19 protein-coding genes are annotated in these 26,694 nt (G+C 63.4%); 15 read left to right on the top strand and 4 right to left on the bottom strand.

The window, feature by feature from the left end; genetic code table 11:
* Positions 1-115: 115 nt before the first annotated feature.
* The gene (locus tag ACFFJ6_RS19045; protein WP_378390723.1) at positions 116-1,897 is read right to left on the bottom strand and encodes a family 16 glycosylhydrolase; all 1,782 of its coding nucleotides are present in this window, start codon (positions 1,895-1,897) and stop codon (positions 116-118) included.
* Between the two features lie 675 nt (positions 1,898-2,572).
* Positions 2,573-3,262: a TetR/AcrR family transcriptional regulator gene (locus tag ACFFJ6_RS19050; RefSeq protein ID WP_378390725.1), complete on the bottom strand. Its 690-nt coding sequence runs from the start codon at positions 3,260-3,262 to the stop codon at positions 2,573-2,575.
* Between the two features lie 238 nt (positions 3,263-3,500).
* On the opposite strand from ACFFJ6_RS19050, the gene ACFFJ6_RS19055 reads away from it, so the two are divergent.
* The 7 genes from ACFFJ6_RS19055 (at position 3,501) to mqo (ending at position 14,354) form a co-directional block, all read left to right on the top strand.
* Positions 3,501-3,878, top strand: a complete 378-nt coding sequence (locus ACFFJ6_RS19055; protein WP_378392205.1) for a cupin domain-containing protein — start codon at positions 3,501-3,503, stop codon at positions 3,876-3,878.
* 401 nt (positions 3,879-4,279) lie between these two features.
* Entirely contained in the window at positions 4,280-4,666 is a 387-nt protein-coding gene (locus tag ACFFJ6_RS19060; RefSeq protein ID WP_378390727.1) for a response regulator transcription factor, read from the top strand.
* A 20-nt stretch (positions 4,667-4,686) separates the two neighbouring features.
* Positions 4,687-5,373, top strand: coding sequence for a response regulator transcription factor (locus ACFFJ6_RS19065; RefSeq protein WP_378390729.1), 687 nt, complete (start codon positions 4,687-4,689; stop codon positions 5,371-5,373).
* Between the two features lie 219 nt (positions 5,374-5,592).
* On the top strand, positions 5,593-10,698 hold the full coding sequence (locus tag ACFFJ6_RS19070) for a trifunctional serine/threonine-protein kinase/ATP-binding protein/sensor histidine kinase (protein ID WP_378390731.1): 5,106 nt from the start codon (positions 5,593-5,595) through the stop codon (positions 10,696-10,698).
* Positions 10,699-10,930: 232 nt separating this feature from the next.
* Positions 10,931-12,388, top strand: a complete 1,458-nt coding sequence (gene fumC, locus ACFFJ6_RS19075) for a class II fumarate hydratase (protein WP_378390733.1) — start codon at positions 10,931-10,933, stop codon at positions 12,386-12,388.
* Between the two features lie 74 nt (positions 12,389-12,462).
* The gene (locus ACFFJ6_RS19080; RefSeq protein WP_378390736.1) at positions 12,463-12,864 is read left to right on the top strand and encodes a cupin domain-containing protein; all 402 of its coding nucleotides are present in this window, start codon (positions 12,463-12,465) and stop codon (positions 12,862-12,864) included.
* Positions 12,861-14,354, top strand: coding sequence for a malate dehydrogenase (quinone) (gene mqo, locus ACFFJ6_RS19085; RefSeq protein ID WP_378390738.1), 1,494 nt, complete (start codon positions 12,861-12,863; stop codon positions 14,352-14,354). Before ACFFJ6_RS19080 ends, mqo begins: the two co-directional genes overlap by 4 nt.
* A gap of 208 nt (positions 14,355-14,562) precedes the next feature.
* On the opposite strand, the gene ACFFJ6_RS19090 is transcribed toward mqo, so the two are convergent.
* Complete coding sequence (locus ACFFJ6_RS19090; RefSeq protein ID WP_378390740.1) at positions 14,563-15,816, bottom strand: threonine/serine exporter family protein; 1,254 nt, start codon at positions 15,814-15,816, stop codon at positions 14,563-14,565.
* 810 nt (positions 15,817-16,626) lie between these two features.
* Positions 16,627-17,688, bottom strand: a complete 1,062-nt coding sequence (locus ACFFJ6_RS19095; RefSeq protein WP_378390742.1) for a pyridoxal phosphate-dependent aminotransferase — start codon at positions 17,686-17,688, stop codon at positions 16,627-16,629.
* Positions 17,689-18,329: 641 nt separating this feature from the next.
* Here ACFFJ6_RS19095 and ACFFJ6_RS19100 point away from each other — a divergent pair.
* From ACFFJ6_RS19100 to ACFFJ6_RS19135, 8 genes are all read left to right on the top strand, one after another.
* Positions 18,330-19,358 (top strand): ABC transporter substrate-binding protein, encoded by a 1,029-nt coding sequence (locus tag ACFFJ6_RS19100; RefSeq protein WP_378390745.1) that lies wholly within the window; start codon positions 18,330-18,332, stop codon positions 19,356-19,358.
* Positions 19,359-19,368: 10 nt separating this feature from the next.
* Positions 19,369-20,367 carry an ABC transporter permease gene (locus ACFFJ6_RS19105; protein ID WP_378390747.1) on the top strand — a complete coding sequence of 333 codons (999 nt, stop codon included), beginning with the start codon at positions 19,369-19,371 and terminating at the stop codon, positions 20,365-20,367.
* Positions 20,367-21,179 carry an ABC transporter ATP-binding protein gene (locus tag ACFFJ6_RS19110; protein ID WP_378390749.1) on the top strand — a complete coding sequence of 271 codons (813 nt, stop codon included), beginning with the start codon at positions 20,367-20,369 and terminating at the stop codon, positions 21,177-21,179. Before ACFFJ6_RS19105 ends, ACFFJ6_RS19110 begins: the two co-directional genes overlap by 1 nt.
* Before the next feature lie 16 nt (positions 21,180-21,195).
* Complete coding sequence (locus ACFFJ6_RS19115; RefSeq protein ID WP_378390751.1) at positions 21,196-21,474, top strand: hypothetical protein; 279 nt, start codon at positions 21,196-21,198, stop codon at positions 21,472-21,474.
* A gap of 297 nt (positions 21,475-21,771) precedes the next feature.
* Positions 21,772-22,662: a radical SAM protein gene (locus ACFFJ6_RS19120; RefSeq protein ID WP_378390754.1), complete on the top strand. Its 891-nt coding sequence runs from the start codon at positions 21,772-21,774 to the stop codon at positions 22,660-22,662.
* A gap of 35 nt (positions 22,663-22,697) precedes the next feature.
* The gene (locus ACFFJ6_RS19125; RefSeq protein ID WP_378390756.1) at positions 22,698-23,573 is read left to right on the top strand and encodes a nucleotide-binding protein; all 876 of its coding nucleotides are present in this window, start codon (positions 22,698-22,700) and stop codon (positions 23,571-23,573) included.
* A 64-nt stretch (positions 23,574-23,637) separates the two neighbouring features.
* Positions 23,638-25,149, top strand: coding sequence for a nitrogenase component 1 (locus ACFFJ6_RS19130; protein ID WP_378390758.1), 1,512 nt, complete (start codon positions 23,638-23,640; stop codon positions 25,147-25,149).
* Positions 25,150-25,160: 11 nt separating this feature from the next.
* The gene (locus ACFFJ6_RS19135) at positions 25,161-26,543 is read left to right on the top strand and encodes a nitrogenase component 1 (RefSeq protein ID WP_378390760.1); all 1,383 of its coding nucleotides are present in this window, start codon (positions 25,161-25,163) and stop codon (positions 26,541-26,543) included.
* Positions 26,544-26,694 lie beyond the last annotated feature (151 nt).

Here is a 26,694-nt window from a genome sequence, read left to right on the forward strand (position 1 = left end):
GATAAGTCCTTTGCAATCAAGGAGACAGACCGCGGCCCTGGTGCGGGTCGGCCGTCGTGCGGCCGTGCGGACGAACGTCCCGGGGCCGCGGCCCCGGGACGCAGCTGTTATGAGGCTAGCCGTGCGGACGGGTCAGAACTGACTGATTCAGCCAGTGTCCGACATTCGAACTGGTCGCCGAAGCGATCGCGCCGAGGTCCGCCTTGTTGTGAAAGCCTCCCGCCAGCGCCTGGCTCAGCAAAGCGAAACCCTGATCTTGGTTTTGAATGCCGCCTGCCGAAACTGGCGGATCCACGACCGTGATGGTCTGAACCGCCGAGGCCGCCGACGTGCCCGTGACCGGATCCTTGCCGGTCGCGGTCACCGACAAGGTCGCCGTCGGCGAGCCAGTGCCGCGATAGTTGGATTGCAGCGTCAGGCCACTCTCGACTTCGGCGGCGCTCAGAGTGATGTTGCTACCTCTGTGTACGTGGCCGAGACCGTCGGTGATCGTCTCGTAGCGCGGCAGTCCCTTGATGTTAACGGACACAATGTCGTTCTTGTCCGCCGTCGAGACATCGATTCCCAGATTGATCTTGCCTCCCGGATTGACGGACAAAGTGTTGTCGGCGACGACGAGCGTCGGCTTGGTCGGCCCCGAAGTCTGAGGCGGCTGGACGACCGGAGAAGTCACGGGTGAAGTATCGACCGACAGGCCGGCAAAGGTCTTCACCGCGCCCGCGAGGTTGGCTGCGAGGCCGCCGGCGTCCTTGATGCTTGCGCCATTCGTGAGGTTTACCCCCGTGATCGCAAGCGCCGACGTGCTGCGATCGGTCGCGGCGACCGTGGTGGAGAACACCAGCTTGTCCGTTCCCGATCCGCTGACATACGTGGCGACGCTGCCGTCGTTGAGGCTCAGGGTCGGTTTACCCGAGACCGTCACCGCCTCATCGAACGCAAGCGTCAGGGCGATTTTGTCTCCGACATGTTCGACGCCAGTGCCCGGAAGTGCCGTGGCGCCAGATACGGTCGGTGCCACGTTCACCGGCGTCACTGGGCTGTTGGGCGTGACCGGCGTCGTTCCGGCGGTCACATTGCCGCCCTTCACGGTCTGACCGCTGCCGGCCTTCTGGTACAGCTGCACGCCGTCAACAAGCATGTGGGTGGTCGATGGCGTCGAACTATCGACCGTCGTGTGCCAGCCGGCAGCCTTTGAGTTCGCCCATTGGCTGTCCAGGATCAGTTCCATCGGCTGCGTCGGGATCGGCAGTTGGGCGCTGGTGACCTGCGCCATCTGCTTGCCATCGAGATACCAGGTGATCGACTTCCCGGGCTGCCAGTCGATAGCATAAGTGTGGAAGTCGGCGGTCAGATCCACTCCGGTGTCCACCACACCGCCGACGTCGCCGTTCGGCGTGTGAAGGTGCCACTGAAAGGCTTGATTAGCCGGACCTTTTCCGGTGTAGCCGCCTTCCTGGATGTCGATTTCGAAGTTATCGCCCGCTGACGAGCCGCTCCCGGGCATCAGCCAGATGCCGGGCCAGGCGCCGTTGCCGGCCGGCTGTTTCATGCTGACCTGGAGCAGGCCGCCGGTGAACTCGAAATTGCCGTAGCTGCTGACGACGCCCGAAGTCATCGGATAGTTCATCACGGTGCCCTGGTTCATGCCCGTGATCGGGGTCTTGCTGGACGTAATGTCGAGCACGCCATCGTGCACCGAGACTTGCCCCGGCATGTCGAATTCGGCCTCGAACTGGCCGCCCGGGCCGCTACCGCCGTTGTAGGAATTCCATGGCGAGCCGTTCGCCGCCTTGCTGGTGATGTATTTGTGCCACGCGGTATTGAGTGTGTTTCCGTCGAAGTCCTCCTGATAGACCAGGTTGTCCGCCGAATACCCTGTCGGTGTTGATAAAGCCATCGTGCCAGACCTTGTTGATATGACCGCGTTTTCATCAGCGGCCTTTCGATCGCGTCTGAAGTATCTGCCGCGGTATCTCGCCCCCGAGCCCGAGCCCATCCCCCCGAGTGGCTATGAGCAGAGTATGGCGAGAACGGGTTACGAATGGGGTGTTGGCGTGCGGAATCGTAACAGTTGTAAGGCGGCGAGCCGGCGAAGTGTAGGCGCTCAGAAAGATGCTACTAATTTCAATCGTGTAGGAGGAGTGAAGTGATTATTTTCGTAGAACTAGGATTATTACTTAGGTCGATCGGATGCTACTGAATTTGGTCCTGATTCGCATAGTCCGAGGCGCGTTGCGGATCGATTTCATGCTAACTGAGCAAAAGCTGCCCTCGGAATCGCTTTTTTTCGGGGGGGGCTTATTGATTCATAAGTTAATCATGAGCTTTCGCGTTTTGAGTAGAGGCACACATGCGGGTCGCGGTCGGGGAGGGGATATCCAGAGGAAAAAAGTAGCATGAAGTCGGCGGCGTGAAATTCTACGGGCACGTTCTGTCGTTGCGCCGCGGCGTATTTGTCCGCGAGCCCGTCGTTCAGGTCGTCGTCGATCGTGAACCGTAGCCTTGGGGTGAGGAAGCTCTCACGCAACAGTCTCTCGCCATTTGGGCAGAGGAGGCCGGTCGCGGATTGGTGCTAACCGTCGGCGTTTGGCCGATGGTCGGTGTCAGCAGGCAGCACAAACCGGATGCCGCCCAGGAAGGTCGTCACCTTGGCGTCTATAATCGAATTGATGTCCGTTTCCAGCGGCATCGAATAGATGAACTTTCGGACGCCGAGATAGAAAATTGCGGCGTGCAGGCCCCACACCATCTCAATTTCCAGAACGGTGATCGGAAGGTCTTGCGGCGACGGATGCCCGTACGCAAACCGGATCTCCTGTATCAGCCTCTCGAAGGCGCGTTCCCGCAGCATCTTGAGATAGCGCTCATTGAAGTCGAGATCCTTCAGGCCAGCGAACATGAATAGCCGGATCCACTCATAGGTGAGGATGACTTCGGCGTACTCGCGGTAGAAACGGATCAGCCTGGTCTCGAGCGGGATCGAACGATCGGTGATGATGGTTTCCCAAGACGGCCGCCAGCGCTCGACGAAGACTTCTCGGTAGACGCGCTCGATCAGCGCCTCCTTGCTCGGGAAGTAACGATAGAGCAGGGGCTGGGTGATCTTCAGCCGCCTGGCCAGTTCGCGCGTCTGTCCCTCGAATCCAAACTCGGCGAAGAACGCGACCGCCTCCTTGGCGATGATGGCTTCGCGCTCGGCCGGGTCGAGCCTCTGCGGCTCTTTTGCTGTGGCCTTGCGGCGCGCTTTGGACGGCTTCTTCACGCAGGACTTCGTGGGCTCGACTGCAATTTTGGCAGCATACACTGATTTGCCGCCAGCCCGCGGCTGAACTCACGTCTTGTTGATCAATTGATAAATAGACATTGACGCCGATTGATGTCGGGCCAATAAATAATCAAACGATAAATAAGAAGCGTCAAATCCGGCGCGCCAATGGGGAGATTGTCATTCCCCATCTCGAGGAGGCACGACAGTGAGTCCCATCAAGCCAGACCATGGTATGGCCGCGTGGCCCGAAGAGATCCGCCGGGAGTTCGAGGCCGATCAGCACAACGGGCGGGTGGGTACGCGTCTGTTGTCGGAAACGGACCGGGTGCGGGTGTGGGAGATCCGGCTGGCGCCGGGAGAGCGGATCGGATTCCATCGCCACGTGCTGGACTACTTCTGGACCGCCGTGACCCCGGGCCGCGCCAGATCTCACACCGAAGATGGCGCCATCGTCGAAGCCGTCTACGCCGCTGGCGACACCCGCCACTTCGTCTACGGAAAAGGCGAATACAAGATCCACGATCTCCAGAATGTCGGTCCGACGGACTTGTGGCTTACGACGGTCGAATTCCTCGACAGCGCCAATCCACCACTGCAGCTTGGACGTTGAAGGCGCGGTCGTTCCGGGGGGCGTTCACGAAGCACCGGCCACCGCAAGGATGGCGCTGGAGGATCGCCGAAGGCCTGAGGGGGCTCTCGCCGAGCCTTGCTCGTATTCGATCTGCCCCATGGCAGCGCCAGCCGCCTGAGAAGACATCCGAGCGACGCTCCGTCGTCCGCGTCCCGAATTGCGGTAGTTCGCTTTTGGTCCAGTCGCTGGATTTGCCGACCAGTGCTGGAAGGCGAGCTCAAAGCCGCGTGCAGGGCGACTTCCGCATTCGGATAACGCCGGCACAGGGTGGGTGCAACCGGCTGGAGGCGGGCTCACACTCATATCTTGATATGATTGGCCACAGGAATGGTTCCTGCATCTAGTCCGAGGCTCGGCGCGGGGACCGGCAGGAGACTCTTGTGGCGCACGCTAAGATCGTTTGCATTGTTGACGATGACGAGGATCTCCGGGGAAGCATTTCCAGCTTCTTTCGCTCGGTCGGTTTGCGCGTCGTCGATTTCGCCACTGCGGAGACGTTTCTATCATCGGGGACAGTGGAGGAAGCCGCCTGCCTGATTACGGACCTGCATATGCCGGGAATGAACGGCCTGGGGCTGTGCCGGGAATTGCTCCGCCGCGGCTTCCGTTTGCCGGTGATTGTAATGACCGCTTATTCGTCGCCCGAAGCTCGGGCGGAAGCGAGTGAGCTTGGAACTGCGGGCTTTATGGAAAAGCCGATCGATCCTGAGGTGTTGCTTCGGGATATCGAGATGATTCTGCAGCAGCAGCCTCGCGAACCTTCATAGCCAGATACGGATCCCACAGGATGAGCGCGGAAACCCACGCCTCGGAACAGCCGCTAATTTGCGTCGTCGACGACGACGAAGACGTGCGCAACTCGCTCAGCAGCCTGTTGCGGTCGGCGGGCTATCGCGTCAACGTGTTCGCAGGGCCTTCCGAGTTTCTCGCCTCGGACGCCGGCGATGCTGCCTCCTGCCTGATCCTGGATATCCGGCTCGGTGAAGCGGACGGCCTCGAATTTCAACAAGAACTGGCGGCCAACGATGCTGCTGTCCCGATCGTGCTGATCTCGGGGCACGGCGACATCCCGATGACCGTTCGCGGAATGAAGGCCGGAGCCGTCAACTTTTTGCCGAAGCCGTTCGAAGAAGCCGAGTTGATCGATGCTGTCGAAGAGGCGGTGGCGAGGGCCCAACGAAGGCGCAGCGAAGCCGAACGCGAAAACAGCGTTCGGGTCCGGTACGACACTCTGTCTCAGCGCGAACGCGAGGTGATGGGCCTGGTCACTGCCGGATTGATGAACAAGCAGGTCGCCTGGAAACTCTCGCTCAGCGAGATCACGGTCAAGATCCATCGCGGCAATATGATGCGCAAGATGCAGGCGCGGTCGCTCGCCGAATTGGTGCGGATGGCGGATCTGCTCGGCGTCCGCGCGGTGCATGCTGCCGAGCCGGATGGCCGGCCGAGCGGTTCAGCGCCCCCGCAATCCTAGAGCGTTTCGCTTGCCGAGGAACGACCCTCGTCAAGCGGCGGCTGCCACGTTTACGAGCGCCCGGGTCGCGATCAATCGGGGCCCCTATCGCTCGCAGTCACGTGTTCGAAATAGCGGATTTGCGCAAAGCATCGGGCAAAAGTTCAAAACGAATATCGAGCCGCTGATCTAGGCTTGATTGCAGGCTCACTCGGCCCTGCGAAATGATCTCTGGCAACGATGCCACATAGTCACGGCAATCAGGTGCCCGCATCTAAGTCGTCGAATTCAGGCTCCTACGAAGCCATCGATCCCCAATGGTGGGGCGATCTCGCCTTCTCGTTCGGCGGACTGCGCGATGGGGTCGAGACGCATCTGGCCGAAGATACATCGGGCCGAAAATGGCGAGTTCGTAGCGCAGCTTCGGAAACGGCCGGTGGCGCACTGCTCGAGCGCGAAGCCGCGATCGCCGCTCTGCTGGGTGGCGAGGTTGCGGAGTTGCCTGCCCATGTGGGGCGTGGAGAAAAGATCGTCCTGATCTACCCGGCCTGGGGCAGACAGGCGTTGGCCGATATGGCGGCGGGCGAGGTCGCGTTCGCCCGCTTCTTAGAGATCGCCGAGCGCTCGGCACTTTCCCTGGCGCGGGTACACGCCAGTGACATCGTGCACGGAACTTTGGACCCCACGAAACTCATCATCGCTGACGATGGCCGTGTGCGCTTTTCGGAGTTCGGTCGGGCGCGTGTGCCCGGCCAAGAGCTTGAGCCGGCGAGCCTTCCGCAATCCCGCTTCAAATACGCTGCTCCCGAACAGGCCCGGCGTGATCGTCCGGCCTTGGACGCGCGCAGCGATCTCTATTCCCTGGGTGTGATCCTCTACGAGTTTTTGGTCGGCCGTCCTCCGCTGCTCGCGGGGAGTATCGCTGAGTGGCTGCATGCCCAAGTGGCCATCGACGTGCCGGCGCCGAGTCGCGTCCGTCTGGATCTTGCACCGGCGATCGACGGCGTTCTGCTCAAGCTGCTCGCGAAGGACCCGGACCAGCGCTATCAGATGGCCGAGGAGCTTCACGCCGACCTGAAGCAAATCAGGATTTGGCCGGTGGGGGCCGTCGAAGACGACGGGTCTGCGAAAGCGAAGCGACGACTGGCCGTCAGAGCCCGGCTTGCTGAATCGCTCGTCGGCCGCAGCCGCGAGTTCGAGAGCCTCGTTCGCTCCCTGGCCAATGTCCGGCAATCCGGTAGAGCCGAGGTGGTGCTGCTGGCGGGCGCGCCTGGAGCGGGAAAGTCCTCGCTCGTCGGCCATCTTCTCAAGCACATTCGCCCCGGCGATGCCATTTGTGCCACGGGGAAGGGCGATCCGCTCCGCAAGGCGATCCCGTTTGCTCCCATCGTGCAGGCGCTCAGGTCCGCGTTGTTGGCCTTGGCGACCGGTGATCACAATGTGCGGGAGGACGCGCGAAGCCGGCTTGCCGAAGTGCCCGGCAGCGGCCGATTACTCGCTGATCTCATTCCGGATGTCGCGCTGCCGGCGAGTAGAAGCGCGCCTCTGCCCGACGTCCCCGCCCATCTCGCCCAGATCCGCACCACGCGGATCATCAGAGAAACCTTTGCGGCTATTGCAACGGCACGAGCGCCGCTCGTGCTGTTTCTGGACGATTTGCAGTGGTTCGACGGCGCGAGCCTCGATGTCGTTCAAGCGCTGCTCGATGCGCGCTCGTCGCATATGTTGCTGATCTGCAGTCATCGCAGCGAGGACGGCGGCGAGCGTCCCTGGAGCTCGCTGGCCGATGAAGCCCGAGCTTCGGACATTCCCTGCACCGAAATGAGTCTCGCTCCACTGACGACGGAGAATACGGCTGAGCTGATTGCCTTTGTGCTCGATCACGCGATCGACGAAGTCGGCGAGCTGTCGGCGATCGTACATCGCGAGACGCAGGGCAATCCTTTCTACATCGGTCAGCTCGTGCAGAAGTTCACCGACGAGGAGACCGTCTCGCTGGATGCTGCTCGGCAGACGTGGGTATGGGATCAGTCCCGCCTTCTTCAAGGTATGACAGTCATTGAGTTCATGGCGCGTCGCCTCGAAGCGCTGCCGCAGCTGAAGCGTCGGTTTCTGCATCATCTGTCGTGCCTGAGCCGGCGAGCCTCGATCGAGGTATTGTCCGGGTTGGCCGCAATTCCCCTCGACGAAGCGGGCCAACTGGCTGACAAGCTGGTGCAAGACAATCTTCTCTCCCGTGCGGGAGAATACTTCACCTTCTCGCATGACCGGATTCGCGAGGCTGCCTATTCGCTCGTGCCGCAGGAGCTTCGGTCGAACGAGCACTTGCGCATCGCTCGTTACTTTCTGGCCGCCTATCGATGCGACGACGCGGACCTGGCGTTCGATATCGCGACGCAGATCGAGCGCAGCGATCGAAACCACCTGAACGACAACGAGCGCGTCGCCTTCGCTCAAATCCTTTTGACGGCGGCGCGTAGCTCACGCTCGACCGGCGCGGCGAGGCAGGCGTTGCGCTTTCTCGATGTGGCGCGGGACATTCAGACGCGCGGCTCGTCGGAGCGGTTTGCAAGCTTTGCGATCGAATGGCTACGGTGCGATTGCCTCTTGGCGCTCGCGCGCGTCGAAGAGACGCTCGAGGCGCTTGGCTGCCTCCTCGCGGTCGCCGCTACGCCGATCGAGATTGCTGATACTTATCGGCTTCGCGCCGTCGCTCTGACCGTTCGGTCTGATTATGTCCCGGCGATCGAGGCCGCCTTGCATGGGCTTTCGGCTGTGGGAATCGAGATCGAGCGTTTTCCCGATCTGCATATGCTCGAGCGTCTCTACAACGTCTGCTGCGAGCGATTGGACGTGCTGACGCCCAGCGGCGTATTGGATCTGCCCGAGGCGACCGATGAGGTGGCACGAACAGCGCTTGCGCTGTTGTCGACGCTGTCTTCGTCTTTCTTCGTTCCGGGAGAACTCCGCTTCCTTCACGCTCTCAAGATCGTCGAGATCACTCTGGAATTTGGCCTGACGCCGGAGTCGGCCTACGGGCTTGCCTGGTTCGGGGTATTCGGCGCGCATCACTATCAGGCCTATGAGACAGGGCGGCTGTGGGCCGAACTCGCGTGCCGAATAGCCGAGCGGGAGGGCTACGAAGCCCAGCGCGCGGCCGCGCTCATCGCGCTCGACCAGGTCAGCGTCTGGACCAAGCCGATGCGCTTCGCGCTGGACCGCGCCCGCGAAGGCGCCCGGGTGGCGGAGGCGACTGGCGATCTCGGCATGGCTTGCTACGCCCGAAACCATATCGCATCCAATCTTCTGGTCCTCGGCGCTCCTCTCGATGCCGTTCGAGCCGAGGTCAGCGAGGGGCAGGCCAAGACCATCCAAATCGGCTATCGGGATATCGAACGGATTCTGAATGCCCAAATGGGACTCATCACCGCTCTGATGATGGGCGAAAGTCATCATGTGCAGCCACCTGGCGACGATGTCGCCATCTCGATAGCCACGCGCTTTTGGGTGCATCACTACGCCGGTGTGATCGCGTTCCTGTTCGACCAAAGCTCGGATGCGCAGCGCCACCTGGCGAAAGCGATGGATCTGGCCTGGTCTGCGCCGGCCCATATCGATACGTCGTATAGTTGGTTCTTCCTTGCGCTGACGGTCAGCCGGTCGGCCATCGCCGGTCGGCCGGCCGACGACGCCATCGCTTGCTTCGCTGCCGCGAGAGCGCGCTTCGCAGAATGGGCGCAGTTGAATCCGGACACGTTCCAGACGAAACATCTGCTTCTTGAAGCGGAAGCTGCGCGGCTCGACGGAGACGGTCCCGCTGCGCAAAGGCTGTATGAGCGCGCGGCCCAAGCCGCCGACAGGAGCGGTTTCATCCACGAACAAGCGCTCGCTTACGAACTCGCCGGACAGTACTACTTGGAAGCCGGTCTGTTCGCGCCGGCCCAGGGGTGCCTGATCGCGGCAGGGGCTTGCTATCGCCAATGGGGGGCGGCCGGCAAGGCTACGCACTTGGCCCGTCGATTCCCTCGCTGGGCGACCACGACCGATGTCGTTGGAGATGGCACGGGGCAGCGCGATCTCGATCTGGCCGCGCTGACAGCGGCGGCGCAGACGCTGGCCGAAGAGGTCGGCCTCGAGCAGGTCCTTCGCACGCTGATGCGGAGCATGGTCGTTCATGCCGGCGCGCAATTCGGCCTGTTTCTGCTCGTCCAGGACGGCGTCGCCGGGATCGAGGCGGCGGCGCGGGTCGAGAACCAGGAGATCCGGGTCGATCTTTATTGTGCAACTCCGACCGACGACGATCTGCCGCTCTCGCTTTTGACGACCGTCATAAAGAGCAAGAAGGCTATCACTTTCGCCGACGTTCAGGCGGATGCGCCGCAGATGGATGCGGCCGGCCCGCGCCATCGCGGCGCCCGCGCGCTCGCCTGCATCCCGTTCGTCAAGCGCGGCGACCTCGTCGGGATCCTCTATCTGGAGAACTCACTCTCCGTGAATGTCTTTACGCCGGGACGCACGGCTATGTTGGAGGTGCTCGCTGCGCAGGCGGCGACCTCGCTCGACGCCGCGAGGTTATATCGCAATCTCATTGACGAGAACCGACGTCGTGCGGCGGCGGAGTTTCAACTTCGCGAGGCTCGTGCCGAGTTGGGTCGGACGTCGCAGATGACGGCGCTCGGCAGCTTTGCGGCCTCCATCGTGCACGAGATCAATCAGCCGATCGCGAGCATTCTGACCCAGACCGAAGCAGCGCTGCGCTGGCTCAACCGGGAGCAGCCCGAAATCGCCGAGGCCACGCAGGGCCTCACACGCATCCGCAATTCAGGCCGTCGGACAGCTGACATTGTGAAGTCGCTGCGGGCGCTCGGGAAGCAGGCGCCGACCAACTTCTCGTCGATCCATCTGGAAGAGGTGGTGGAGGAGGTCATACGCCTGATCGCCGAAGACCTCGAAGCCGGCCATGTGCGGCTCGCCGTGGAGCTGTCCGAGCATCGGCGGCTGGTTTTGGCCGACCGCGTCCAGATTCAGCAGGTGATCTTCAATCTCGTGACGAATGCCATCCACGCGATGGAGGCGGTCGAGCGCGATACGCGCAGCATCGTGCTGAGGACGTCCGACAGCTCCGACGGGAACGTGCGCCTTACAATCGAGGACAGCGGTTGTGGCATGTCCGACGAGGTGCTCAGCAAGATTTTCGCTCCGTTCTTCACCACCAAGGCCAACGGGATGGGTGTCGGACTGGCGATCTGCCGTTCCATCGTCGAGATGCACCGGGGAACGATCAGCGTTCGATCAACCATCGGGCAGGGAAGTACGTTCGAGATCAAGATTCCCTTTCTATCGTAGGTCGCGTGCGGTCGGATCCGTCGTTCAGAAACCTGCTCGAGGCCGCTGAGCGCGCTCGAACTATGTAAGTCATTCAGCCGGGAGTTCGGTCGACCTGCCATAATATCTAGGTATGATTGGGTGCGCTCCGGCCTCAGCTCACCTTCACGTGGCAACGCGCCGAGTGACACATGCGCGCTTCGAATGTATCGGGGACGCGCTGCGGACTGCGCATGATGGTGGAACGAGATTGATGAAGAACCGGACGGATATTCCGACACTGCGCGATGTGCCGATCGGCCTTGTTGCCGAAGGTCGGCGTCATGAATTCGACAGCATGGGCAGCGTCGACGTACCCGCCGATCGCTATTGGGGCGCGCAGACGCAGCGCTCACTGCAGCACTTCTCGATCGGCGGCGACCGGATGCCGAAGGCCGTGTACCACGCCTATGGCTATGTGAAGAAAGCCTGTGCCCTGGTGAACCACGCGGCGGGCCGGCTGCCGGCCTGGAAGACCGACGCCATCGTCCGCGCCGCCGACGAGACGATCTCGGGCGCGCTCGACGATCACTATCCGCTGTTCGTGTGGCAGACTGGCTCCGGCACCCAGAGCAACATGAATGTCAACGAAGTCGTCTCCAACCGGGCGATCCAGCTGCTCGGCGGCATGCTCGGCACGCAGCAACCGGTCGGGCCGAACGACGACGTCAATATGGGGCAGTCGTCGAACGACACCTTTCCGACGGCGATGCATATCGCGGCCGTGACGGCGATCGACGATCAGGTCGTGCCGCAGCTGAGCAAACTGATCGAGATCATCGAACAGAAGGCCGATGGCTGGATGGACGTCGTCAAGATCGGCCGCACCCATCTGGAAGACGCCGTGCCGCTGACGGTCGGCCAGGAATGGCACGGCTGGGCTGGCCAGTTGCGCGATGCACGCGATGCAATCGAAGCCAGCCGCGCAGGCCTTTATCAGCTCGCTGTCGGCGGCACCGCGGTCGGCACCGGTCTGAATGCGCCGAAGGGCTTCGCTGCGGACGTCGCTGCCACGATCGCCGAGCTCACCGGCAAGCCGTTCGTCACCGCACCGAACAAGTTCGCCGCGCAGGGCTCGCTCGACGCGATGGTCCGCGCGCATGGCGCGCTGCGCGATCTCGCGGTTGCGTTGATGAAAATCGCCAACGACATGCGCTGGCTTGCCTCCGGTCCGCGCTGCGGCTTCGGCGAACTGCTGCTGCCGAGCAACGAGCCCGGCTCGTCGATTATGCCCGGCAAGGTCAACCCGACACAGTGCGAAGCGATGGTGATGATCTGCATCCAGGTGATGGGCAATGACAGTGCCGTTGCTTTTGCGGGCAGCCAGGGCAATTTCGAACTCAACGCGATGCGGCCGGTGATCATCAACAACTTCCTGCATTCGGCCCGCATCCTCGCCGACGGCTGCGAGAAATTTCGCACCTACTCGGTCGAAGGCACCGAGCTCAACCGCGACCGGATCGCCCAATATGTCGAAGGCAGCGTGATGCTGGTCACCGCTTTGTCGCCGGTGATCGGCTATCAGAACGCCGCCCATATCGCCGAGGACGCCATCGCCAAGGATCTCACGCTGAAGCAGGCGGCGCTCGCTTCCGGCAAGGTCGACGAGGCGACGTTCGACCGCATCGTCCGGCCGATCGACATGGTCGGCAGCGGCCTCGCGGGCGCGTGAGCCGGAAGGCTCGGCGCGACTTTAACGCTTCGCATGGCGGAACGCCTCCGCAATTCACCAAAGAGGAATACCCGATGATACGCTGCGTGCGGATGTGGACCGGTGAGGACGGCAACTCGCTGTTCGAGGAGGGGTGGATCGATCTGACCGAAGGCGCGCGTGGCGACGCGGTCGGCAAGCCGGTGCCCGCCATCGAGGTCTCGTTTCAGGAGACGAAGTCGGGCGGCTCTTTCGAATGGCATCAGGACCCGGTGCCGCGTTACGTCATTACGCTGTCGGGCACGCTCGAATTCGAGACCAAGTCCGGTGCGACCTTCACGATCCGTCCCGGCGACATCCTGTTGGCGCAGGACAACAGTGGCTCCGGCCACAAATGGCGGCTGATCGGCGACGAGCCGTGGCGGCGCGCCTATGTGGTGTATCGCGAAGGCTCCGAATTGCAGTTCGTCGCCGCCGGCAAGGAGAAGTCGGCATGAGCCGGATCCCCGAGACCTCCGACATCGTACTGATCGGCGCCGGCATCATGAGCGCGACGCTCGGCACCGTCTTCAAAGAATTGGAGCCGTCGCTCTCCGTGACGATGTTCGAGACGCTGCACGATTGCGGCCAGGAAAGCTCGCAGGCCTGGAACAACGCCGGCACCGGCCACGCCGCCAATTGCGAGCTCAACTACACACCGCAGCGGCCGGACGGCAGCGTCGACATCTCCAAGGCGCTCGAGGTCAACACGGAATTCGACATCTCGCGGCAGCTCTGGGCGCATCTCGTCGGCAAGGGCGCGATTCCGGACCCACGCGCCTTCCTGCATCCGTGTCCGCATATGAGCTTCGTCTGGGGCGACGACAATGTCGCTTTCCTGCGCCAGCGTCATCGGGAGATGGCGGCGCATCATTGCTATCACGGCATGGAGTTCAGCGAGGACCCGGCCCAGATCGCCGGCTGGGCGCCGCTGATCATCGAGGGCCGCGAGCCGGGGCAGCCGATCGCCGCGACGCGGATCATCAGCGGCGCGGATGTCGATTACGGCGCGCTGACGCATCTGCTGGTGAAACAACTGCAGGCGCAGTCCGGCTTCTCGGTGCACTACAAGCATCGCGTCGTCGCGCTGGCGCGTGGCGACGACGGGCGTTGGCTGGTGACGGTCGAGAACGTTACGACTTATGAACGGAGCACGACCTCCGCTCGCTTCGTCTTCGCCGGTGCCGGCGGCGGCTCGCTCGACATCCTGCAGAAGTCCGGGATTCCGGAAGGGAACGGCTATGCGGGCTTTCCGGTCAGCGGCATCTGGCTGCGCTGCGATGTCGACGACATCAGCGCGCGGCATCACGCTAAGGTCTATGGCAAGGCCGCGCACGGCTCGCCGCCGATGTCGGTGCCGCATCTCGACACCCGGATTATCGGCGGCAAGCGCTCGCTGCTGTTCGGGCCTTATGCGGGCTTCTCCAGCAAATTCCTCAAGCACGGCTCTTACGCAGATCTGTTGCGCTCGATCGAGCCCGGCAACATCCTGCCGATGCTGGCGGTGGCGCGTGATGACTGGCAGCTCAGCGAATATCTGATCGGCCAGGTGCTGCAGACGTCCGAGCATCAATTCGCCGCGCTGCAGGGCTTCTTCCCTCAGGCGCAGCGCGAGGATTGGCAGCGCGCGGTCGCCGGCCAACGGGTGCAGATCATCAAGCCCGACCCGCAGCACACCGGTGTGCTGGAATTCGGCACCGAGCTGGTCGCCAGTGCCGACAAGTCCTTTGTCGCGCTGCTCGGCGCGTCGCCGGGTGCTTCCACCGCCGCATTCATCGCCATGGAGGTCCTGCAGAAATGCTTCGATGATCAGCTGACGCCCGACGGCTGGCTCGGCCGGTTGAGGCAGATGATTCCGACCTATGGCATCGACCTGAAACAGGACGCTGCCGCTTGCCGGGACATTCGCGCCAAGACCGCAAAGGTCCTGCAGTTGGAGTTTGTCTGACGATACGACAGCACGTGAAGCCCTCGTGCGCGTCGCGCCGGTCCGATCGGTCGCTGTCATTGCCCGACGATCGTTTTGACCGTCCGCCAGCCCCGGGTCTGCTGGTACAGCGTTCGGCGCCGCAGGCCGGTTGCGGCAGCGCCGATGCCAAGATTGGTTCTGATTTACCTCTTGCAGAAAAGAATTGATCCTTCGTCCTCCAACGTCGTTAGCTGTCGTTGGCGAGGTCGTGCGAGAAGATGAAATTGCCGATGATCATCCGCGGCAGTACCAGGCCGATACACATCGCGACCAGGATGGCCGTGCTGGTGACGCCATCGGCGATGGTGGCTCCCGTCAACTGAGGAGACGCCGACGAGCTTGCGGCGATCTGTAACAGGCCGCTGATCATGCGGAACACGAACACGCCGGGGATCATCGACACGACCGCCGCAAAGCCGATGGATGCGAACGGCAAATGCCGCTTGTGCGAGACCGGTGTCAGCATGATGCCCACAAGCAGACAGGCGATGAAGGCGCCCGACGCGGCGCCGAGGCCGAGCTCAGTCATGACCAGCCATCGGGCCGCATGGACGATCATCCCTGCTGCCACGGGCCACGCCAGCATGCTCAAGGGCGCCGAGAAGAACACGCTGTAGCAGGCGACGGCGACGCCGGCCGCCAGCGCATCGAGCCAGAGCGGGACCCGCAGGCCGGGCGGATCAATCGGCAACGACTGATCGAGCAGCGCCAAACCGAGCAGCAAGCCAATCGAAATCGCGAGCAAGATCAGGCTGGCGTACACCAGGCGAGCCGTGCCGAGCTGAATCCGTCCGGCGATGAGGTCCAGGGCACCATTGAGGATGTGCGGACCGGGGACCAGCACCATGCAAGGGCACACCACAACGAGGCGAAGTGCCGAACTGAGCTCATATCGCGCCGCCAGCCCGCCGATCAGGCCGGCGAGCAGTGCAGCACAGAACGGCTGTATCAGGAAGTTATCGGTGACGCGCCCAAGTGCGCGTCGCATGAGCGCACCGACGCCGGCGCTGACAAAGATGATCGCGGCCGACGCCGCATGCTGAATGCCCAAAATGATGGCGAGCGCTCCTGCACCGAGCGCGGCCGCGAGTGCGAACAGCCAAGTCGCGGAGGCTGGGGCGTTGGCAATTTGATGAATTCGGTCTCGCGCCGCCTCGGCGGATAGAGTCCCGGCCTCGACATCGACGACCGCCCGCATCGCCGCCGCGACGCGGGTCATGTTGATGCCCACGGGAGCGACCGCGAGCGAGATTGTGGAAACGGTCTCGCCATTCGCAATTTCGAGGCGCAGTTCATCCCATCGAACTCGCAAGTCGACCGGTGTTGCGAGTGCGTTGCCGAGCCGCGTTACCGCTGCCATAATCTGGTCGGTTGCCTGTCCGTTGACGAATAGCACCTTGGCGACTGATGAAATGAGTTGCGCGTGATCGTTACTGGTCATCGGAGGCACTCTCCGATCCGCTCGGCCGGGGCCTGCGGACGACCTGCGCCTGCGCAAACATTCCGGCGGCAATCGACCTTCAACCGTCCTGGGAGTGCTGTGGCGCGGGCGTGGCTCGCCTGGCTGAGTCGACGATTTGATCGAAATCCCGTTTGAGCGGAATGACGAGCCGTCCGCATATGGGATCGAGGGAGGCGGCGCGCCCGAGCGCGACGCTCGAGGAAGCGGAGGGAGGCAACCAATTCAAATCCTCATTGCGTTTGGCCGCTGACCACAGAAACCAGACCTGGATCTTGCGCCCTTTGCACGACGACTGGGCCGCTTATGAGCACCATCTCAACGCTGGCTGCAGCTGCAGCGTTCAAACGGCCAGCGCATCGTGTGATCTGGGCATATCGCTGCCGCGCCGTTGTCAAACAGCACGGTCCCGCTCAAGACATACGCTGCGTGAAATCGAAGCAGGCGCCGTTTCGGCCTGATCGTCGCCGGCGAAAAGTCGGAACGGCGAGCCCAAAAGACGGATGAGCCATCAGGCCCGCCGATGTCGATGATGCTTTACTCTCACAGTTATGAAACGTTGTCTGCTAGTCTCAGTCGCGTTGGAGGAGTTCGAAATCACGTTCGAATGTCAGTTCGAGCGGGACCATGCGGACTCTGCGCCGGCGTCAATCAGAAGAGAATTGCCGTGACCGCGATCCGGCTGCTCTAAGTATCAATCGGGCGGCGACGAGGCATCAGCGACGTGGTGCGTTCCGCCAAGGCAACGGGGTCGGGGTGATCCTGGAGCTACGAGCTCAAGGTCGCTCGCCTTTACGGTCGATGCAGCAGCTCGGCAACCGCATGCCGGGCGGTTTCATTTTCCTCGGCCGTGCCGATCGAGATCCGGACCCAGTTCTCCAGCGGCGGGTGAGCGCGGCCGATGTCGATTCCCCTGGCGGCGAGCTCTGACGCGATGATCCGCTGGGGACACTGGGCATCAAAGAAAACGAAATTGGCGTGAGACTCGGTGAAGCGAATAGCGCGCTGTCGGAACAGCGCGTGCCACGTCTCTCGCTCGCGCGCGATCCTGGTGCGCGTGGTTTCGATGAAGCTGCGGTCCTGAAGGCTGGCGTTTGCGGCGACGAGGCCAAGCCGGTTGAGGTTGAAATAGGCGCCGATGCCGATCTGCGTCATCGCTGCGGCGAGGTCGGGCGGGGCGAGCGCGTAGCCGAAGCCGAGCCCGGCGAGCCCGTGAAGCTTGGCGAAGGTGCGGAACACGACCACGCGGGCGCCACGGCTGAGCAGCCGCGCGGCGGTTCGCTCGCGGAAGTCCGGCAGGAAGTCGAGATAGGCCTCATCGACCAGCACCAGCGTTCGCTGCGAAACCTCCGACACGACATCGAGAAAGTGCTGCGTGTCTTCGACGAGCCCGGTCGGGTTGTGTGGATTGACCAGATAGACCGCTCGCGTCTGCTCGTTCAGCCGCCGCAGGAACGCGGGCAGGTCGTTTCCCAAACGATCATCAAGCGGAATGCCGACCACGTTGCCGCCGGCCGGCGCCACAGCATCGACCAGCGCGGTGTAGCCCGGCTCTGAATAGAGAAAATCGCCGCCCGGCCCACTGCGCGCAGCCAGATACAGGCCGAAGATGTTGAGCACTTCGCCAAGGACGATCTGATCCGGAGCGACGTCGGCCTCGGCGGCGATAGTCGATTTCAGAGCGGCGAGAGCGTCGCCGGCATAGCGGCCGACGTCGGGGAGGGCGTCGTTGATCGCTTGCAGCGCCCGTGGCGACGGGCCGAGCGGGTTCTCATTCAATGACAGACGAAGCGGTTTTGTTGTCGAAGCAATGGTCATGATCGTCCCAGGCGGGGGTGGCTCGTGCCTGCCCATCATCGCCCAGCGAACATCGCAAGCAAAGACCGTCGCGGGGGCGGTCCGCGCGTTCCCTTGGGAAGCAGCTGTGTCTCGCGGATGGTTCCCATCGAAAGAATTGAGCTTGGTTAGTCAGGTCAGGATCGACTGTCGTTGGTAATCGAGTAATTGATTGCAGCGACGCAGTGCCGTTATGGCGATGACGGTGTCGATTGAGATGAGCGTGAGGGGCAGAATTGAACTACACGGGCGCGTGACGCGAAAATAGCCGCGGCGTCGCTTTCATCCAGACAGTGTGTTCATCGCTATTTTCTTGCGTGGCTCGACTCCGCATAGTTGGGACGGCATCATTCTCCGCGGTGGTCACTACCCTGGGCTCTCGTGATCGCACGGGCGGAGATGTCGACCCATGATGGTTGCCGACGACGCTTGTGTTGCCGTCGCGTGCGCCTCTCGCAGGCTCGGACCGGATAGACTTCCGGCGCTTCTGCGACAGGTGCGAACGGCGGCGCGGAGCCCGGGGGCTTTTTGTCGGCTGAGATGTTCCGGCGGATCTCGCCATTCTACGTCGTCTGGTTCGGCCATGCCCATCGTGACGAAGACAAGCGCTCGCTTGGCACCGCGCCGGCGAACTCGCAATCCTGATCCAGGAGGACCTGATGTCCCGATCCAAATCCAAGAGTGGTGTGTCCCGTCGCACGTTGTTGAGGGCGACCGGCGCGGCTGGCCTCGTGGCGTCGGCCGGCGCCGTGACCAGCAACATCTTTTCGCCGGCGATCGCAGGTCCGGCGCCGAAGGTGCGGCTGGCCTGGACCGAGGTTGCGGCGTGCCACTCGCCGCTCGGGTTCGGCGTCGCCAAGGGGCTCTACGCCAAGCACAATCTCGACGTCGAACTGTTCTTTCAGGGCGCCAGCGGCCAGACGCTGATCCAGGCGCTTGCCACCGGCAAGGCCGACGTCGGCGCGGGGCTGATCGGCGACTGGCTGAAGCCGCTGGAGCAGGGCTTCGACGTCAAGCTGTTCGTCGGCTCGCACGGCGGCTGTCAACGGCTGCTGGCTTCGCAGGCCTCGGGCATCAAGGACATCGCCAGCGTCAAGGGCAAGACCATTGCCAGCTACGACGTAGTGTCGCCGCCGAAGGTGGCGTTCCAGGTCACGCTGGCGAAGGCCGGCATCGATCCGGAAAACGACGTCACCTGGAAGGTGGTGCCGTTCGATCTGGTCGGCGAGGCGGTGAATCGCGGCGACGCCGACATCGCGGCGCAGCTCGATCCGTGGGCGTTCTCGATCGAGAAGAAATTCAATCTGGTGAAGATCGCCGACACCCAGACCGGCGTGTATGAGGGCCACACCTGCTGCGTGCTCGGCGCCAACGGCCCGTTCCTGAAGGCCAACAAGGATGCGGTACGCCGGCTCGCCGAGGCCAATATCGAGGTTTACGACTACGTCGCCGGTCATGTCGAAGAAACGGCGAAGTGGTATCTCGACGAATTGAAGCCCGCCGGCCTGACGCTCGCCGAGCTCACCGAGATCCTCGGCTCCTTCGTGCTGCACAACCATCCGATCGGGCAGCCGCTGGTCGATCAGATTCGCAAGACCTCGGAAGATCTTAAGCTGGTCAAGGTGCTGGATTCCTCCACGGATCCGACGGCCTTCGCCGAGCGCGTCACCGTCAATCTGCTGGCCTGAGATCGCTGCGATGACCGATGCGGTGCAGACGAACGGCGAGGGCGCGATCGCGGCCCGCGTCCCGCTCTTTCCAGGGCTATGGCGAGACGGCCTGTTGGCCGGCTTATCCTGGTTTGCCGCGAGCGTCGTGACGGTGAGCCTGCCGGATGTCGTACCGTGGGGCAGTGGACAACTGTTCGCTGCGATCACGGGCGGCATCGCGGCGGCTTTGGTCGTGCTGGCGCTGGTCGCGCATAGGCTGGGGCGCGTTGGCGAGGTGTTGATCCACTACGGCCCGTGGCTGATCGCGATCGGGATCTGGCTGGCGCTGTGGGAATTCGTCACCGCGAAGTTCGGCTGGCTGCCGAAGCCGTTCTTCTCGCCGCCGCACGGGCTTCTGAATGTCTACGTCACCGACGGCCAGCGGCTGCTGATCTGCATCGGCTATACGCTGCGGCTGTGGGCGCTCGGCTTCCTGTCCGGAATCGTCGTCGGCTACGTTGTCGGCGTCGCGCTCGGCTGGTCGAAGCGGTTCAGCTATTGGGGCATGCCATTGTTGAAGCTGATCGGCCCGGTACCGGCGACGGCGTGGATTCCCTGCACGTTCTATTTCTTTCCGACGACCTTCGGCGCCAGCATCTTCATCGTCGTGCTCGCCTCCGGCATTCCGGTGGCCATCCTGACCGCCTCCGGCGTCGGCTCGGTCAATCGGGCGTTCTACGACGTCGGCCGTATCCTCGGTGCCGACAATCGCTACCTCATCCGCCGCGTCGCGATTCCGGCCGCGATGCCGCATGTGTTCGTCGGCCTGTTCATGGCGCTGTACTATTCGTTCGCCGTGTTGGTGGTGGCCGAAATGCTCGGCGCCAAATACGGGCTCGGCTGGTACATCCAGTTCCAGACGGCGTATTCGGGCTACGCCAACGTCTACGCGGCGCTGTTGATCATGGCGTTGCTGTGTGCGGGCATCATCCGGCTGCTGTTCGTCGTTCGCGATCGCCTGCTCGGCTGGCAGCAAGGGTTCATCTGATGACGGGCACAGCTTTCGTCGAGGCGGAGATTGCGGCGTCCGCGATTGCGGACGTGGCGCCATCCGGCATGGCGGTGGACATCCGCGGGGTCAGCCATCAGTTCAACCTGTCAGGATCGGTGCTTCCTGTTCTCGAAGCGGTCGATTTCAGCGTCGCGCCCGGCGAATTCGTCGCGCTGCTCGGGCCGTCGGGATGCGGCAAGTCGACCTTGCTGCGGCTGATCGCGGGGCTGGAGCCGCCGTCGAGCGGCGCGATCCTCGCGGACGGCGACGCGGTGGTCCGGCCTGATCCGTCGCGCAATCTGGTGTTTCAGGACCCGACGTTGTTTCCCTGGGCCACCGTCTGGAACAACGTCGCCACCGGGCTCGAGGCGCGCGGGGTGCTGAAGCAGCAGCGTGGGCGGGTCGACGAGGCGCTGGCGCTGGTTGAACTCGGCGGCTTCGCCGGCGCCTATCCGCATCAACTCTCCGGCGGCATGGCGCAGCGTGCCTCGCTGGCGCGCGCGCTGGTCAATGATCCGTCGCTGCTGTTGCTCGACGAGCCGCTCGGCAAACTGGATTCGCTGACGCGACTGACTTTGCAGGCCGAGCTGGTCCGGCTGTGGCAACGCAACGGCTTCACCGCGTTGCTGGTCACCCACGACGTCGAGGAGGCGCTGCTGCTGACATCGCGCATCATCGTGTTCAGCGAGCGGCCGGCGCGGATCAAGGCGGAGTTCGCCTTCGACGAGCCCTATCCGCGGCGGCGCGACGATCCGGAATTGATCGATCTGCGGCGGCGCATTCTGGCTACGCTCGGCCTCGCCACGTGAGGCCGTCGTGAGGCGCGTGGGCAAAGTTCTTCTCGCCGCCGGGGCACTCGTTTTGCTGGTCGCGGTCGCTTGGTGGTGGCTGACCTATGCGGACGTGGTGCAATACACCTATCTCAGTGCACCGGAAGCGGCCGCCTGTCTGGTCGGTCGCTCGGGCGTCTGCGATCTCGCACGCTCGCTGTGCCGTGGGTCGCATCCCGCAGCGATCGCTGCCTATTGGTGGGGGACGTTCTGGATCGGAGTCGGTGTTGCATCGGCGGGCCTCAGTCTCGCCGGCGCGAAACGCGCACCGTGATCGTCGGCCGGCATTGCTGCGGCCGGCAAGTACATACCGCAAGACCTCAATCATAGCATCGATCAGTTGCGCGGGCGGTTGCAGGAGAAAACGCGTCATGCATCCGCGCGCACTATGAAAGCCAATCCTCGGATGAATGAGATACGAGTATCGATAGTGTTTGATTAGTTGTGTGGCGGTCGATCGCTCATTGCAAACGATCGTCAAGGAATCGCGAAACAGCATATGGACAGTGCGTCGAACTCGATTACAGGCACGACCGCGGCAGCGAGTGCCTGTCCGGCGCAAGCGATGCGCATGGCGGCGTCCACGCCGGCGTTTCCCGCATTGGAAGGCCGCCATCCCTGTTTCAGCACCACGGCCGAGGGGCATTCGCGCAGCGCGCGGCTGCATCTGCCGGTCAGCCCAGGCTGCAATATCGATTGCGCCTTCTGCATTCGCGATTTCAATCGGCGCGACCAGCGACCCGGCGTCGCGACGCGGTTGCTGACGCCGGAGCAGGCGGTCGACATCGTCGAGCGTGCGCTCGAACTCTGTCCGACGATCAATGTGGTCGGCATCGCGGGGCCGGGCGATCCGCTGGCGACGCCGCACGCGTTGCGCACCTTTGCCTTGGTGCACGAGCGCTGGCCCGAACTGGTGCTGTGCCTGTCGACCAATGGCCTGATGCTGCCGGAACGGATCGACGCGATCGCCGCGGTCGGCGTCTCGACGCTGACGGTGACGGTGAATTCGATCGATCCGCAGATCCAGGCGCGGATCACGCCGAAGATCGCCTGGCAGCGCAAGCGCGTCGACGGCGTTGCCGCCGCCGAGCGGCTGATCGCCAACCAGCTCGACGGCATCGCCCGTGCCGCGGCGCTCGGCCTCACCATCAAGATCAACACCGTGCTGATCCCGACGGTGAACGATCACCACATCGGCGCGATCGCCGCGCGCGTGGCCGCGGCCGGCGCGCATCTGATCAACATCATCCCGCTGATCCCGCAACACGGCTTTGCGCACCTGCCGGCGCCCGGAATGATCGCGCGCTACGCCGCCCGCACCGCGGCCGAGCAGCATCTGCGCGTGTTCACCCATTGCCAGCGCTGCCGCGCCGATGCCTGCGGCATCCCCGGCGTCAGCGACTACGCCGCGGAGCTTTATGGCGACGGCCTCAGCGCCGAGCCGACCTTTTCACACGGCTGAGGCCGATCACCCGACGTCCAAATGGAGAAGCCGACATGGCCAGACAACTCAAACAGATCGCGATCTACGGCAAGGGTGGAATCGGCAAGTCGACCACGACGTCGAACATCAGCGCCGCGCTGGCGGAGGCCGGCTACAAGGTGATGCAGTTCGGTGCCGATCCCAAGGCCGATTCCACCAACACGTTGCGCGGCGGCGAGTACATCCCGTCGGTGCTCGATCTGCTGGCCGAACGGCGGCGGGTCGATGCCTATGAGGCGATCTTCGAAGGCTTCGGCGGCATCTATTGCGTCGAGGCCGGCGGCCCGCAGCCCGGCGTCGGCTGCGCCGGCCGCGGCATCATCACCGCGGTCGAGCTGCTGAAGCAGCAGCGGGTGTTCGAGGAACTGAACATCGATATCGTGATCTACGACGTGCTGGGCGACGTGGTGTGCGGCGGCTTCGCCGTGCCGGTGCGCGAGGGCATCGCCGAGCACGTCTTCACCGTGTCGTCGTCGGACTTCATGGCGATCTACGCCGCCAACAATCTGTTCCGCGGCATCGAACGGTTCTCGAATTCCGGCGGCGCGCTGCTCGGCGGCATCATCGCCAATTCCATTAACACCGACTTCCAGCGCGAGATCATCGACGACTTCGCCGCCCGCACCGATACCCCGATCGTCCAATACGTGCCTCGTTCGCTGACGGTGACTCAGGCCGAACTGAGCGGCCGCACGACCATCGAGGCCGCACCGCAATCGGCCCAGGCAGACGTCTATCGCCAGCTCGCCAGGCGCATTGCCGAGCACGCTGACTCCAAGGTGCCGACGCCGCTCAATCCGCAGCAATTGCGCGAATGGTCGGCGCGCTGGGCCGATCATCTGGTTGCGGCGGAGCGCGCGGAAGCCGAGCGCAACCGCGAGATCGCTTAATGGCGCCGTTCGTGCCCGACCGGCGCGAGCGATTGCCTTTCCTTGTTCGAGCGGAGCATCCTCGATGACCCTCAATCTCAAGACCTCGACTGTTGAGACCCGCGAGCAGCGGCTCGGTACCATCATTGGCTGGGACGGTACGGCCTCGAAGCTCGCCGATGAATCGGCGTTCTCGCGCGGCGATTGCGGCGGCTGCGGCTCCAAGGCGCGGCGGGTCTGCGAGCTCGAAGGCCCGTTCACCCAAGGGTCGGTGTGCAGCGAGCAGATGGTGGAATGCCAGGCCGGCAACATCCGCGACGCGGTGCTGATCCAGCATTCGCCGATCGGCTGCGGCGCCGGGCAGGTGATCTACAATTCGATCTATCGCAACGGTCTGGCGATGCGCGGCCTGCCGGTGCAGAACATCCGCTTCATCTCGACCAATCTGCGCGAGCGCGACATGGTCTATGGCGGCGCCGACAAGCTCGCGGTCGCGATCCGCGCGGCGGTCGAACGGCACGCGCCGAAGGCGGTGTTCATCGCCACCTCCTGCGCCAGCGGCATCATCGGCGACGACGTCGAAAGCGTCGCGCGCGCCGCCGAGGCGGAATTCGGCATCCCGATCATCCCACTGCATTGCGAGGGCTTCAAATCGAAGCACTGGTCGACCGGCTTCGACGCGACCCAGCACGGCATCCTGCGCCAGATCGTGCGCAGGAACCCGGAGACCAGGCAGGACGACCTGATCAACGTCATCAATCTGTGGGGCACTGATGTGTTCACCCCGATGCTGGCCGATCTCGGGCTGCGGGTGAACTACGTGGTCGACATGGCGACCGTCGAACAGCTCGCTCAGATGTCGGAGGCGAGGGCGACCGTCAGCTTCTGCTACACGCTCGGCACCTATCTCGCGACCGCGCTGGAGCAGGAATTCGGCGTCGAGCAGATCAAGGCGCCGCAGCCTTACGGCTTTCCCGGCACCGACGCCTGGTTGCGCGAGCTCGCCCGCGTCACCGGCCGCGAGGCGCAGGCCGAGGACTACATCGCCCGCGAGCATGCGCGGGTGAAGCCGCTGCTCGACGAGCTGCGTCCGAAGCTGAAGGGCCTCAAGGGCTATGTCGCGACCGGCTCGGCCTATTCGCATGGGCTGATCGGCGTGCTGCGCGAGATCGGCGTCGAGGTCGACGGCTCGCTCGTGTTTCACCACGACCCCGTCTACGACAGCGAGGATCCGCGGCAGGATTCGCTCGGCCATCTGGTCGAGAACTACGGCGATGTGAGGCATTTCACCGTCGGCAACCGGCAGCAATATCAGTTCTACAATCTGCTGCAGCGGGTGAAGCCGGACTTCATCATCATCCGCCACAACGGCCTCGCGCCGCTCGCGGCGCGTCTCGGCATTCCGGCGATCCCGCTCGGCGATGAGCACCATGCGCTCGGCTATCAGGGCATGGTCAATCTCGGCGAGTCGATCCTGGCGGCGCTGCAGCACCGCAAATTCCACCAGGACATCGCGAAGCGCGTCAGCCTTCCCTACAAGCAATCCTGGCTGGCTCAGCCGGATCCGTTCGCGCTCTCCCGCGCCGCCGTCGCCTAGAGGACTCCGAAATGGCCATCCTTGCCCTCAAATCGCGCCCGACCGAGATCACGCCGGACGCCGACAAATCCGGCCCGATCGAACTGGTGCGTTACGTCTGCGCGATCGGCGCGATGCAGAGCGCCGCCGCGATCCCGCGGGTGGTGCCGATCACCCATTGCGGCCCCGGCTGCGCCGACAAGCAATACATGAACCTCGCGTTCTACAATGGCTTCCAGGGCTCGGGTTATGGCGGCGGCCCGGTGGTGCCGTCGACCAACGCGTCGCAGCGCGAAGTGATCTTCGGCGGCGCCGACCGGCTGCGCGAACTGATCGAATCGACCCAGCTCGTGCTCGACGCCGATCTGTTCGTGGTGCTGACCGGGTGCATCCCCGATCTTGTCGGCGACGATGTCGGCTCCGTGGTGCGCGATTTCCAGAAGAAGGGTGTGCCGATCGTCTATGCCGAAACCGGCGGCTTCCGCGGCAACAATTTCACCGGTCATGAAGCCGTGACGCAGGCAATCATCGAGCAGTATCTCGGCCCGTGGGACGGCGTGCGCGAGCAGGGCCTGGTCAATCTATGGTCGCTGCTGCCGTATCAAAACACGTTCTGGCGCGGCGATCTGGAAGAGATCAAGCGGCTGCTTGAGAGTATCGGCCTGAAGGTCAACGTGTTGTTCGGTCCGGATTCGGCGGGGCTCAGCGAGTGGCGCAACATTCCGCGCGCGCAGTTCAACCTGGTGCTGTCGCCGTGGCTCGGCCTCGCCACCGCGCAGCTGCTGGAGGAGCGTTACGACCAGCCTTATCTGCACATCCCGGTTCTGCCGATCGGTGCACGGCAGAGCGGCGAGTTCCTGCGCAAGGTCGCCGAATTCGCAGGTCTGGCGGCCGGGCCGGTCGAACAGGTGATCGCCCGCGAGGAGACGCGCTACTACAACTACATCGACGGCTTCACGGATTTCTATTCGGAATATTGGTGGGGGCTGCCGGCGCGGTTCGCGGTGATCGGTGACAGCGCCTATAATCTGGCGCTGACGAAGTTTCTGGTGACCCAGCTCGGCCTGATCCCGGCCAAGCAGATCGTCACCGAGGATCCGCCGGTCGAACACCGCGAAGCCATTCGCGAGCAGTTCCGTGCCATCGACCATGACGTCTCGGTCGAAATCGAGTTCGCCGAGGACAGCTATCTGATCCACGATGCGATCCGGAATGCGGGTTTCGGCCACAAGCCGCCGATCATCTTCGGCACGACCTGGGAACGCGATCTAGTCAAGGAGATGAAGGGCTCGCTGATCGAAGTCGGTTTCCCGGCCTCCTACGAGGTGGTGCTGTCGCGCAGCTACGTCGGCTATCGCGGCGCGCTGTCGCTGCTCGAGCGGATCTACAGCACCGTCGTCAGCCACAGCGCCTGAGCGACATCGTATCAAAGACATTTCGGCAATCGGCGGCGCTTCGGCGCCGCCGATATCGGCGTTGGCGAGCGGGATCTTTCCGGGCGGGAGCCAGCTTGCTCGACCGATCATCGGCCGCGACGCCGACGATCGAGGTTCTGGAATGCTGAAA

The sequence above is a fragment of the Rhodopseudomonas telluris genome (assembly GCF_042432815.1).
Taxonomy (GTDB): Bacteria; Pseudomonadota; Alphaproteobacteria; order Rhizobiales; family Xanthobacteraceae; genus Rhodopseudomonas; species Rhodopseudomonas telluris.